The organism is Pseudomonas sp. NPDC090752, assembly GCF_055584805.1.
The window spans coordinates 193,527-205,987 of sequence record NZ_JBVJLI010000005.1; the positions used below are offsets into that span (position 1 = coordinate 193,527).

The 12,461-nt window shown below is 63.9% G+C and carries 11 protein-coding genes; 4 read left to right on the forward strand and 7 right to left on the reverse strand.

The genetic code is table 11. The features are described 5' to 3' along the window. Positions 1-52 precede the first annotated feature (52 nt). The 4 genes from mdtD to yccS all read left to right on the forward strand — a co-directional run bounded on the left by mdtD (position 53) and on the right by yccS (position 6,529). Positions 53-1,480, forward strand: a complete 1,428-nt coding sequence (gene mdtD / locus ACZ6YA_RS09600; RefSeq protein ID WP_465896854.1) for a multidrug transporter subunit MdtD — start codon at positions 53-55, stop codon at positions 1,478-1,480. Between the two features lie 112 nt (positions 1,481-1,592). Further along, positions 1,593-2,930, forward strand: a complete 1,338-nt coding sequence (dbpA, locus tag ACZ6YA_RS09605; RefSeq protein WP_465896940.1) for an ATP-dependent RNA helicase DbpA — start codon at positions 1,593-1,595, stop codon at positions 2,928-2,930. A 150-nt stretch (positions 2,931-3,080) separates the two neighbouring features. Further along, complete coding sequence (locus ACZ6YA_RS09610) at positions 3,081-4,262, forward strand: BaiN/RdsA family NAD(P)/FAD-dependent oxidoreductase (protein ID WP_465896855.1); 1,182 nt, start codon at positions 3,081-3,083, stop codon at positions 4,260-4,262. An 83-nt stretch (positions 4,263-4,345) separates the two neighbouring features. Further along, on the forward strand, positions 4,346-6,529 hold the full coding sequence (gene yccS, locus ACZ6YA_RS09615; protein ID WP_465896941.1) for a YccS family putative transporter: 2,184 nt from the start codon (positions 4,346-4,348) through the stop codon (positions 6,527-6,529). 123 nt (positions 6,530-6,652) lie between these two features. Here the strand turns inward: yccS and ACZ6YA_RS09620 are convergent, their stop codons facing one another. The 7 genes from ACZ6YA_RS09620 to ACZ6YA_RS09650 form a co-directional block, all read right to left on the reverse strand. Then, on the reverse strand, positions 6,653-7,390 hold the full coding sequence (locus tag ACZ6YA_RS09620; protein WP_465896856.1) for a substrate-binding periplasmic protein: 738 nt from the start codon (positions 7,388-7,390) through the stop codon (positions 6,653-6,655). Positions 7,391-7,504: 114 nt separating this feature from the next. Beyond that, the gene (locus ACZ6YA_RS09625) at positions 7,505-7,801 is read right to left on the reverse strand and encodes a winged helix-turn-helix domain-containing protein (RefSeq protein WP_465896857.1); all 297 of its coding nucleotides are present in this window, start codon (positions 7,799-7,801) and stop codon (positions 7,505-7,507) included. Positions 7,802-7,813: 12 nt separating this feature from the next. Beyond that, positions 7,814-8,314: a M48 metallopeptidase family protein gene (locus ACZ6YA_RS09630; protein WP_465896858.1), complete on the reverse strand. Its 501-nt coding sequence runs from the start codon at positions 8,312-8,314 to the stop codon at positions 7,814-7,816. Positions 8,315-8,353: 39 nt separating this feature from the next. Next, a complete protein-coding gene (locus ACZ6YA_RS09635) occupies positions 8,354-10,474 on the reverse strand; it encodes a putative bifunctional diguanylate cyclase/phosphodiesterase (RefSeq protein WP_465896859.1) in 2,121 nt (706 codons plus the stop codon). Between the two features lie 193 nt (positions 10,475-10,667). After that, entirely contained in the window at positions 10,668-11,732 is a 1,065-nt protein-coding gene (fba, locus tag ACZ6YA_RS09640; protein ID WP_016712383.1) for a class II fructose-bisphosphate aldolase, read from the reverse strand. 100 nt (positions 11,733-11,832) lie between these two features. Further along, positions 11,833-12,162: an MliC family protein gene (locus tag ACZ6YA_RS09645; protein WP_465896860.1), complete on the reverse strand. Its 330-nt coding sequence runs from the start codon at positions 12,160-12,162 to the stop codon at positions 11,833-11,835. 64 nt (positions 12,163-12,226) lie between these two features. Further along, the gene (locus ACZ6YA_RS09650; protein ID WP_465896861.1) at positions 12,227-12,442 is read right to left on the reverse strand and encodes a hypothetical protein; all 216 of its coding nucleotides are present in this window, start codon (positions 12,440-12,442) and stop codon (positions 12,227-12,229) included. Positions 12,443-12,461: the final 19 nt, after the last annotated feature.

Sequence of the window (12,461 nt, forward strand, 5' to 3'; positions counted from 1 at the left end):
GTGGGAGCGGGCTTGTCCCGCGAAGAGGCCGGCACTGACGGAAGAGGAAGCCATGCCCGAACGCACCCCGCTGGACCCCACCACCGCCCGCTGGATCCCCTGGGTGGTGGCCATCGCCTTCTTCATGCAGTCCCTGGACGGCACCATCCTCAACACCGCCCTGCCGGCCATGGCCCGCTCGCTGGATGAGGACCCGCTGCGCATGCAGGGCGTGATCATCGCCTACATGCTCACCGTGGCCCTGCTGATCCCCGCCTCGGGTTGGATTGCCGATCGCTTCGGCACCAAGCGCATCTTCTTCAGCGCCATCCTGCTGTTCAGTTTCGGCTCGTTGCTGTGTGCCCTGGCCAACAGTCTCGGTTTCCTGATCTTCGCCCGTATCGTGCAGGGCCTGGGCGGCGCGCTGATGCTGCCGGTCGGGCGGTTGGTGGTGTTGCGCGCCTACCCGCGAAGCGAATTGGTGCGGATCATGAGCTTCATCACCATTCCCGGCCTGCTCGGCCCGTTGCTGGGCCCGACCCTGGGCGGTTGGCTGGTCGAAATCCTCACCTGGCACTGGATCTTTCTGCTCAACCTGCCGGTCGGGGCTATTGGCTGCTATGCCGTGTGGAAGTTCATCCCCGACCTGCGCGGCGCCGAACGCACCACCTTCGATGGCCCAGGCTTCATCCTGTTCGGCGCGGCGATGGTACTGATCACCATTGCCATGGAAGGCCTTGGCGAACTGCACCTGCCGCACCTGCGGGTGATGCTGTTGCTGTTCGCCGGCATGGCCTGCCTGGCCGCCTACTGGCTACGCGCAGGGCGGGACCCCGAGCCACTGTTCTCACCCAGTTTGTTCCGCGTGCGCACCTTCGCCATCGGCATCCTCGGCAACCTGTTCGCGCGCCTGGGCAGTGGCGCACTGCCCTTCCTCGTGCCATTGCTGCTGCAGGTGGCGCTGGGCTATTCGCCGGCACAGGCCGGCATGAGCATGATCCCGCTGGCGGCTGCGGCGATGGTCGCGAAATCCATCGCCCGGCCATTGATCGAGCGGCTCGGCTACCGCATCGTGCTGACCGGCAATACCTTGCTGCTTGGCCTGCTGCTGGCCAGCCTCGGGCTGGTAGACGAGCAAACCCCCTATGCGGTGCTATTGGTACAACTGGCCCTGCTTGGCGCGGTGAACTCCATGCAGTTCACCGCGATGAACACGGTGACCCTGATCGACCTCGACGATGCCAGCGCCAGCAGCGGCAATAGCCTGCTGTCGGTGGTCGCGCAGTTGTCGCTGAGCCTGGGCGTGGCCTGTGCCGGCGCGCTGCTCGGCGGCTTTACCGCGGCCGGCAGCGCCGACGGCGTGGAAACCACCCTGGGCGCGTTCCAACTGACCTTCGTGACCATCGGCATCATGGCCATGCTGGCGGCGGCGATCTTCCTGCAACTGGCGCCGACGGACGGAAGGCGTGCCCGTCGTCCGGAACCGCACATGGAGTCGTAGGGCGAATGGCCATGAGGCTGGTAGACTGTGCGGCATTTTTCGCTTCGCAACGCAGGCCTGCCTCGTGACCACCGAAACCACCGCTTTTGCCACCTTGCCGCTGTCCGCCGCCATGCTGGCCAACCTGGACGCCCTCGGCTATGCCGCGATGACGCCGATCCAGGCGCAGAGCCTGCCCGTCATCCTCAGGGGCCAGGACCTGATTGCCCAGGCCAAGACCGGCAGTGGCAAGACCGCTGCCTTCGGCATCGGCCTGCTCAACCCGATCAACCCGCGCTACTTTGGCTGCCAGGCGCTGGTGCTGTGCCCGACCCGCGAGCTCGCCGACCAGGTCGCCAAGGAGCTGCGCCGTCTGGCCCGCGCCGAGGACAACATCAAGATCCTGACCCTGTGCGGCGGTGTATCGCTCGGCCCACAGATCGCTTCGCTGGAGCACGGTGCGCACATCATCGTCGGCACCCCGGGCCGCATCCAGCAGCACCTGGACAAAGGCACCCTGGTACTCGATGGGCTCAATACCCTGGTGCTGGACGAAGCCGACCGCATGCTCGACATGGGCTTCTTCGACGCCATCGCCAGCATCATCGGCAAGACCCCGCCGCGCCGCCAGACCCTGCTGTTCTCGGCCACTTACCCAGCCGGTATCGAGCAGCTGGCCGCCGACTTCATGCGCAAGCCGCAGCAGGTCAAGGTCGAAAGCCTGCACACCGACAACCAGATCGAACAGCGTTTCATCGAGATCGACGCGCAGCATCGCCTGGACGCCGTCACCCGTGTGCTCGGCCACTATCGCCCGCAGTCGTGCGTGGCGTTCTGCTTCACCAAGCAGCAGTGCGAAGACGTGGTCGCTCACCTGACCGCCAAGGGTATCGTCGCACAGGCCCTGCACGGCGACCTGGAGCAGCGCGACCGCGATCAGGTGCTGACCATGTTCGCCAACCGCAGCAGCTCGGTGCTGGTAGCCACCGACGTGGCCGCCCGCGGCCTGGACATCGATGGCCTGGACATGGTCATCAACGTCGAACTGGCGCGTGACGCCGAAATTCATGTGCACCGTGTCGGCCGCACCGGGCGTGCTGGCGAAAAAGGCATCGCCGTCAGCCTGGTGGCCCCGGCCGAAGGCCACCGCGCCCAGGCCATCGAGGCGCTGCAGAAGAGCCCGCTGCGCTGGGACCAGCTGGACAGCCTGAAGAACAAGGGCGGCGAGCCGCTGCTGCCGGTGATGACCACCCTGTGCATCGCCGCTGGCCGCAAGGACAAGCTGCGTCCGGGTGACATCCTCGGTGCCCTGACCGGTGATGCCGGCATCCCAGGCAAGCAGGTGGGCAAGATCGCCATCTTCGATTTCCAAGCGTTCGTTGCCGTGGAGCGGGCATTGGCCAAGCAGGCCATGCAGCGCTTGAACAGCGGCAAGATCAAGGGCCGCGCCCTGAAAGTCCGTATTCTCTGATGTATTCGGGGGCTGCTTTGCGGCCCATTCGCGGGGCAAGCCCGCTCCCACAGATACTCCGCCAGTCTAAAGGGTTGTGGAGATCCTGTGGGAGCGGGCTTGCCCCGCGAAAGGGCTGCAAAGCAGCCCCAGCCATAATGGGGTAACACCGTGCAATCCACCGACGTGATCATCCTCGGCGCCGGCGCCGCCGGCCTGATGTGCGCCCAGCTCAGCGCCCGCCGTGGCCGCCGGGTGCTGCTGCTCGACCACGCCAACAAGCCAGGCAAGAAGATCCTCATGTCCGGCGGCGGGCGCTGCAACTTCACCAACATGTACACCGAGCCTGCCAACTTCCTCTCGCACAACGCGCACTTCTGCAAATCGGCGCTGGCCCGCTACACCCAGTGGGACTTCATCGAGCTGGTGGCCAAGCATGGCGTGCCGTACCACGAGAAGAAGCTCGGCCAGCTGTTCTGCGACAACAAGGCCAGCGACATCCTCGACATGCTGCTGGCCGAGTGCGACGACGCCGGTGCCGAATTGCGCATGCAGACCAGCATCGAGCACATCGAAAAGACCGAAAGCGGGTACCTGCTGCAAACCAGCGCCGGGCAGTTCGTCTGCCAGTCGCTGGTGATCGCCACCGGCGGCCTGTCGATCCCGACCCTGGGTGCGACCGGCTTCGGTTACCAGGTGGCGCGCCAGTTTGGCCACACCCTGCTGCCGACTCGCGCCGGCCTGGTGCCGTTCACCATCACCGAGCCCCAACTCAAGGCACTGTGCACTGAACTGTCGGGGACCTCGCTGGACTGCACCGCCAGCTGTAACGGCACGAGCTTTCGCGAGAATCTGCTGTTCACCCACCGTGGCCTGAGCGGCCCGGCGATCTTGCAGATCTCGTCGTTCTGGGAAGCGGGCGATAGCGTAGAAATCAACCTGCTGCCCGACCGCGATGCGCTGGCCTGGCTGCAACAGCAACAAGCCGAGCGCGCCAACGCCGAACTCAAGACCGTGTTGGGCGAGGTATTCACCCGCAAGCTGGCCAACCTGCTGGCCGAGCAGTGGTTCGAATCCAAGCCGATGAAGCAGTACACACCAGCAGAACTGGCGCACATCGCCGATAAACTGGCAGCGTGGCAGCTGATACCCGCCGGCACCGAAGGCTATCGCACTGCCGAAGTGACCCTCGGCGGCGTCGATACCCACGAGGTGTCGTCGAAGACCATGGAATCGCTGAAAAGCCCTGGGTTGTACTTCATTGGCGAAGTGCTGGACGTGACCGGCCACCTGGGCGGTTTCAACTTCCAATGGGCCTGGGCATCCGCTAACGCTGCAGCGCAGTTCGTGTAGAGTAGAATCCATTCAGCAGCACGGAACGCTTCTTGCTGGTCCGTGCCGCAATGCATTCATTCGATCACTGCCAGCAGGCCATCATGTCATCGAGTTCGTTCAGTCAGTCACTGCGTCGCCTGTGGGGCCAAGACAAATTCAGCTACAGCATCCGGGTGACCATCGCCCTCACCGGCAGCCTGGCCCTGTGCTGGTATCAAAACGAGATGGCACTGCTGATCCCGCTGTTCCTGGGCATCATCGCCAGCGCCCTGGCCGAGACCGACGACAGCTGGCAAGGGCGTCTCAGCGCCCTCGCCGTGACCCTGGTCTGCTTCGCCATCGCCGCACTGGCCGTCGAACTGCTGTTCCCCTACCCCTGGATCTTTGCCATCGCGCTGGCCCTGGCGGCCTTTGGCCTGACCATGCTCGGCGCCCTGGGCGAGCGCTATGGCGCCATCGCCTCGGCGACGCTGATCACCGCGGTGTACACCATGATCGGGGTCGACCAGCGCGGCGGCCAGGTCACCGACTTCTGGCACGAACCGCTGCTGCTGGTGGCCGGTGCGGCCTGGTATGGCCTGCTCTCGGTGCTGTGGCAGGCGCTGTTCTCCAACCAGCCGGTGCAACAGAGCCTGGCCAAGCTGTTCTTCGAACTGGGGCGCTACCTCAAGCTCAAGGCCAACCTGTTCGAACCGATCCGCAACCATGACCTGGAGGCTCGGCGCCTGGAGCTGGCGCAGCAAAATGGCAAAGTGGTCGCGGCGCTCAACGCAGCCAAGGAAATCATCCTGCACCGGGTCGGCAACAGTCAGCCCAATTCCAAGGTCAGTCGCTACCTCAAGCTGTACTTCCTGGCCCAGGACATCCACGAGCGCGTCAGTGCCTCGCACTACCCGTACAACGCCTTGGCCGATGCGTTCTTCCACAGCGACGTGATGTTCCGCTGCCAGCGCTTGCTGCGCCATCAGGGCTCGGCCTGCCAAGACCTGGCGCGCTCGATTCGCCTGCGTCAGCCGTTCGTGCTCGACAGCCGTTTCGCCGACACCCTGGAAGACCTCAACGCTTCGCTGGAACACCTGCGAACCCAGAACAACCCGGCCTGGCGCGGGCTGCTGCGCTCGCTGCGCGCACTGGCCGCCAACCTGGCCACGCTCGACCGTCTGCTGGGCGCGGCCAGCAACCCCGACAGCCTGGCCGATGCCAGCGACAGCAGCCTGCTCGACCGTTCGCCACGCAACCTCAAGGACGTCTGGAAGCGCCTGCGCACCCAGCTGACGCCCACCTCCCTGCTGTTCCGCCATGCCCTGCGGCTGCCGCTGGCGCTGTCGATCGGCTACGGCATGGTGCACCTGATTCACCCGACCCAAGGCTACTGGATCATCCTCACCACGTTGTTCGTCTGCCAGCCCAACTACGGCGCCACCCGCCGCAAGCTGGTGCAGCGGGTATTCGGCACGGCGATCGGCCTGACCGTCGGCTGGGCGCTGTTCGACCTGTTCCCCAACCCCGTGGTGCAATCACTGTTCGCCGTGGTCGCCGGGGTAGTGTTCTTCGTCAACCGCACCACTCGCTACACCCTGGCCACGGCGGCGATCACGCTGATGGTGCTGTTCTGCTTCAACCAGATCGGCGATGGTTATGGGCTGTTCCTGCCGCGCCTGTTCGATACCCTGGTCGGCAGCCTGATCGCCATCCTCGCGGTGTTCCTGTTCCTCCCCGACTGGCAGGGCCGGCGCCTGAACAAGGCACTGGCCAATACCCTGGCCTGTGCCAGCGTGTACCTGCGCCAGATCATGCAGCAATATGCCCATGGCAAGCGCGACGACCTCGCCTACCGATTGGCCCGGCGCAACGCCCACAACGCCGACGCGGCGCTGTCCACCACGCTGGCCAACATGCTCATGGAGCCGGGGCACTTCCGTAAGGAGGCCGACGTGGGCTTCCGTTTCCTGGTGCTGTCGCACACCTTGCTCAGCTACCTTTCAGGGCTCGGTGCGCACCGCGACACGGCGTTGCCGGCCGAGGTTCAGGAGCAGTTGATCGAAGGCGCGGGGCAGAGTCTGGCCAATAGCCTGGATGAAATTGCCAATGGCCTGGCGGCGCGCTTGCCGGTGGCGATTCACAGTGACAGCGAAGAGCAGCTGGCCAATGCCCTGGAGCAGATGCCCGAAGAGCTGGATGAGCATCAGCGCTTGGTGCAGACCCAGCTGGCATTGATCTGCCGGCAGTTGGGGCCGTTAAGAACATTGGCTGCGCATTTGATAAAGGAAGGTGCACCGGCCTGATTGTGTTATTGCCTGTGCCGGCCTCTTCGCGGGGCAAGCCCGCTCCCTCAGGTTCTGAACATTTGTGGGGGTATCTGTGGGAGCGGGCTTGCCCCGCGAAGAGGCCGGTGTAGGCAATAGAGATCAGAAGCCATGCTGGCGCAGCAGCCGTGCATAGCTGCCATCGGTCTTCATCGCAGCAATCGCCTGCTCGAAGCGTTCGACGATCTGCTGATGCTCGGGGTGCTTGAGGCTCACCAGGATGTGCAGGGTGTTCTCGCCCAGCGGCGGCTCGACCAATGCCACCGCGTCGCGCACCTGCTCGGGCTCACGCTGCAGGTTGTAGCGCGCCACGAACTCGTCCTCCACCGCCAGGTTCACCCGCCCCGCTGCGACCATGCGCACGGCGGAGGAAAAGTTGCGCACCGGCACCTTGAGCAAGCGGATATCGCTATCGAATTCAGGCGAATACGCATAATCGCGCACCACGGCGATGCTGTACGGGTACAGGTCGGCCTGGCGCCGGTAACGGAAGCTGTCGCCCTTGCGCTTGAGCAAGCGGAGGCGGTTGGACAGGTAGGCTTTGGAAAAGTGGCCGATGCGGGCGCGTGAATCGTTGTACCAGGCGTTGATCAGCACGTCGTATCGGCCTTCGCTGACGCCCAGCAGCGCCCGCGCCCACGGGGCTTCTTCGTACACGCTTGGATACCCGGCGCGGGCCAGCGCGGTGGTGACGATGCTGGTGGCAAGGCCTCCGCCCGGCATGTTGGTGTCGGTGAACGGGGGCCAGGTGTCCGCCACCAGCCGCAACTTATCCTGGCCCAGTGTCGAGTTTGTCAGCATCACGCCCAACAATCCCAGAACGCAAAGCAGTGGCCGCATGCTCAAGTCCTTTTGCAAGAGGGGACACATGGCATCCAGCGTACACAAAGCCGCTGCCCAGGGCAGCGGCCAATAGTGTCATTTAGCCTCTATTTTGGCCGAGCCGAGCAACGCTCACGGGTAACCGAGCACTTCTCTGATCTGGCGCAGGTGCTGGATGATCCACTGCTTGTCGATCGCCCCCCAGTCATGGATGCGGTAATGACCGGCATGGTTACGAGCGCCCTCTTGCTGCTCGAACTCGCAGAGGATGTCCAGATCGGCCAGTGCCGCGATGGTGTCTTGGGCGGTGCGCCGGGGCATGCCGGTGGCCTCCATCAACGCCGGCACGCTGGTCGCGGTCTGGCTGTCGATCAGCCAAGCCACGTACAAGCGGCGGTAGAAACTGCTCTTGGTCTTGCTCACATCCATGCTGCGTGATCCTTACAGGTTACCCGGCAGCTCCCGATAGGTCAGGTAGACGCGCAGGTCGAATTCCAGTTGATGGTAATCCGGCTCCATGTGCTGACAGAGCTGGTAGAACGCCTTGTTGTGGTCGCGCTCGCGCAAGTGCGCGAGCTCGTGCACCACGATCATGCGCAGAAACGGCGGCGCTGCCTCCTTGAACAGCGAGGCGATGCGGATTTCCTTCTTCGCCTTGAGCTTGCCACCCTGCACCCGCGATACCGCGGTGTTGAGCCCGAGGGCGCGGTGGGTCAGGTCCAGTCGATTGTCGAACAGCACCTTGTCCAGGCTGGGCGCGCTGCGCAGGTACTGCTGGCGCAAGTCCTGGGCGTAGCCGTACAGCGCCTTGTCGCTCTGCACGTCATGACGGCCGGGGTAGCGGCGCTGCAGGTACTCGCCCAGGCGGTCGCTGGCGATCATCTGCCGCACCTGCTCCTGCAGGTGCGGGGGGTAGGCTTGCAAATAGCGTAATACGGTCATGGCGCGGCAATCGGCGGAACGAGTGCCGATTCTAGCCAATCACGGCCGTGGCCAGGAAAAATTCGCCGGAAAGCCGCTGGCATCGGCGGCGGTCATCGGATACGCGACCAGGAAGCCCTGCACGTATTCGCAACCGTTTGCTTTCAGCCACGCTGCCTGAGCCGGGGTTTCCACGCCCTCGGCGATGACCGTGATGCGGTAGTCCGCGCACAGGCCGATGACGCTGCGAACCAATGCCGCGTCTGCCGCAGAATCAGGCAGGCGCGCGACCAGGTGGCGGTCCAGCTTCAAGGTGTCGATCGGCAGATCGCGCAGCATGCGCAGCGAACAGTCGCCAGCGCCAAAGTCGTCCAGCGCCACGCGCACGCCCAGCTCGCGCAGGCGGTGAATCTGCTTGATCGCCGCGTCGATGTTGTACATCAGCGAGGTCTCGGCCACCTCCACCTCAAGCTGTGCGGGTTCGAGCTGGTAGTCGTGGATCACCCGCTGCAGCTCATCGACCAGGCCAGGCATGGTGAACTGCGCACGACTCAGGCTGATGCCCAGCACCAGGTCATGGGCGAAACGGTCGTACCAAGCCCGCCGCTGCGCGGCGCCCTGCCGGTAGATCCAGCTGGCCAGGCGGTTGATCAACCGGGCTTCTTCCAGCAAGGGAATGAACAACCCGGGCGGCACGTCACCGACGCTGGGGTGCTGCCACCGCAGCAAGGCCTCGAAGCCACGCAGCTGGCCATCGGCAAACGCCACCTGGGGCTGGTAGACCATGCTGAAGTCCTGCGACTCGACCGCATTGCGCACGCTGTCTTCGAGCATCAACCGCGAACGCGCCCGGCCATTGAGTTCCTGATCGTAGAAGCGGTATTGATGGCGCCCGGCCTGCTTGGCCGCGTACATGGCCGTATCGGCGGCGCGCAACAGACCTTCGACATTGGCGCCGCAGTCGGGGTAGGTGGCGATGCCAATGCTGACGCCCAGGCACACGTCCAGGCCCTCCACCTGCTGTTGAATGGACACCCGCTCGAGTACTTGTTCGGCAAAACGCCCGGCCTGCTCGGGGTATGGCAGGCTGTCGAACAGCGCGGTGAACTCGTCACCGCCCATGCGCGCCAGCAAGGCCTCACTGCCCAGGCAGTCCTTGAGCTGTTCGCCAACCCAACGCAATACCCGGTCTCCGGCCTCGTGGCCAAGCGAGTCGTTGATCCGCTTGAAGCCGTCCAGGTCCATGTACATCAGGGCCTGAGCCTTGTCCGACCGTTCGTTGCGAAGCAGCACGCCTTCGGCGGCCTGATAGAAACCGCGCCGGTTGAGGAGGCCGGTGAGCGGGTCGGTCACCGCCTGGTATTCGAGCTGCTGGTGCAGGTTGCGCACTACTGACATGTCCAGCACCGTCACCACCATCGCTCGCTGATCGGCCGGTAACGGCGCACAGGACAGCGCCACCGGGACCAGGTGGCCGCCGACGGTACGCAGGTGGGCGTCGTGCACACGGAAGATCTGTCGCGCCTGGTACGCCTGGTGGAAGTCGGATTCGCCCCACACGGTGGCATTGGCCAGTTGCACCAGATCCAGCAGATGGGCGCCCTGTAACTGCACCACCGGCGCGTCGAGCAAGCGCGAAATGGCCGGATTGGCAAAACTGATGGTGCCGTGAGCGTCGACCACCAGAATGCCTTCGGCAGCATTCTCCAGGATCGAGGCATTGAACGCCCTGGCCTCTTCCAGCTCACGGGTCAGCCGTTGCAGCATGCGCCGGTTGCGCTGCTGGTCCAGTTGCGCCTGCACTTTGGGTTTGAGGATCTGCGGGTCGAACGGCTTGAACAGGTAATCCACCGCGCCACTGGCATAGCCCCTGAGCACTGCGGCATCGGACTGCTCGTTGGCGGTCAGGAAGATGATCGGCGTAAGGCGAGTGCGTTGGCTGCCTCGCATCAGTCGGGCAACCTCGAAGCCGTCCATTTCCGGCATCTGCACGTCCAGCAGCACCAGATCGACCTCGTGCTCCAGCAAGGCACTCAGGGCTTCCGTCCCTGAGCTTGCGGTCAACACTTGCCAATCCGTGCGGGCCAACAGGGCGCGCATGCTTGTGAGGTTCTCGGGATAATCGTCCACCACCAGGAGTACCGAGCTGCCATCCGGTGGTTGAGGGTAAGCGCCGTCCATGCTGCTTTCTCTTTTATGACCGACTTCGATGTGCAATTGGATCCGATTAACACTCTAGACACGAGGGGGTAACACGCAATGCAATCAGAACGCTATCAGTGAATAAATTTAAGGGTAGTCGACTAACGGTCACTTGCGGGCACCCTTGCGCATAAAAAAACCCGCATTTCTGCGGGTTTATCATACCTTTGGATTAGTTGACCTTGGCGGCCAACTCACCCTTCAGGTAACGCTGGTACATGCCTTCCAGGGAGATCGGCTTGATCTTCGAGGCATTGCCGGCGGTGCCGAAGGCTTCGTAACGGGCGATGCACACGTCGCGCATGGCCTTGACGGTTTCACCGAAGAACTTGCGTGGGTCGAACTCGCTCGGATTCTGCGCCATCAAGCGACGCATGGCACCGGTGGAAGCCAGGCGCAGGTCGGTGTCGATGTTGACCTTGCGCACGCCGTACTTGATGCCTTCGACGATTTCTTCAACCGGTACGCCGTAGGTCTCTTTGATGTCGCCGCCGTACTGGTTGATGATCGCCAGCCATTCTTGCGGAACCGAGGAAGAGCCGTGCATCACCAGGTGGGTGTTGGGGATGCGCTTGTGGATTTCCTTGATGCGGTCGATCGCCAGTACGTCGCCGGTAGGCGGCTTGGTGAACTTGTAGGCACCGTGGCTGGTACCGATGGCGATGGCCAGGGCGTCGACCTGGGTCTTCTTGACGAAGTCGGCAGCCTCTTCCGGATCGGTCAGCATCTGGCTGTGGTCCAGCACGCCTTCGGCACCGATGCCGTCTTCTTCACCGGCCATGCCGGTTTCCAGCGAACCCAGGCAGCCCAGTTCGCCTTCGACCGAAACGCCACAGGCGTGCGCCATGGCCACGGTCTGCTGGGTGACGCGGACGTTGTACTCGTAGTCCGTCGGGGTCTTGCCGTCTTCACCCAGCGAGCCGTCCATCATTACCGAGCTGAAGCCCAGCTGAATGGAGCGCTGGCAGACGTCAGGGCTGGTGCCGTGGTCCTGGTGCATGCACACCGGGATGTGCGGGAATTCTTCGATGGCGGCCAGGATCAGGTGGCGCAGGAATGGGGCGCCAGCGTATTTGCGGGCACCGGCCGAAGCCTGGACGATCACGGGGGAGTCGGTCTTGTCGGCCGCTTCCATGATGGCGCGCATCTGCTCAAGGTTGTTGACGTTGAAAGCCGGAACGCCGTAACCGAACTCGGCGGCGTGGTCCAGCATCTGGCGCATGCTAATGAGTGCCATTGTGTATCTCTCTCCCGACAAGCGTCGTTTGTTTCGTGCAAGCCTGCCGCAGGGGCGGTTGCTGTTCAAGTAGTGTGGGCCACCAGCGCGGCCCGGCCATTCACGGTGCCTTGCAGCCCCGCCCAATCAGATCGTCTGTTGCCACCCAGTACACCAGGCCTTCGTCGCCCTTGGTGTGGAAGGCCAGCACGCCATCGCTGTACATCGCGCCTGAAGCGCTCGGCTCGGACTTGAGCCGGTAGACTTGGTCGCCGCCACCCAGGCGCACGTCGACCGCGTCCTGCTGCGCGTCAGCGAAGCGCCATAGCACTTCGGTCTGGCTGTCGCAGACCCAACGGGTCCAATTGTCTGCCGGGGCGGGTTGCGCCGGCTGCAGCAGCGAGCATCCTGCCAGTGTCGCCAGGGCCATCGAGGCCATCAGCGCTTTCATTACCTATCCTCTAGATGACCACACAACGCTCGCTTGGTTGCCGGCGCCGACCAAATGCATCGGTTCACGGACAACCCGGCGCTTTGCGCTGGTGGTCTTCGTCATACTTTTCCAGGCCATCCGGGCCCACGCGCTTGTTGATCACCGGCACAGTCTCGGCCTGCCACTCAGATTGGTAGCAACCGCCCTTTGGCGGCTGCGCCGGATCATCCGAGGACGGGCTGGCGGAGCAGGCGCTCAGCACACCCGCCAGGATTATCACAGGCAATTGCTTGACCATCAGGTCGCTCCCTTTGCCA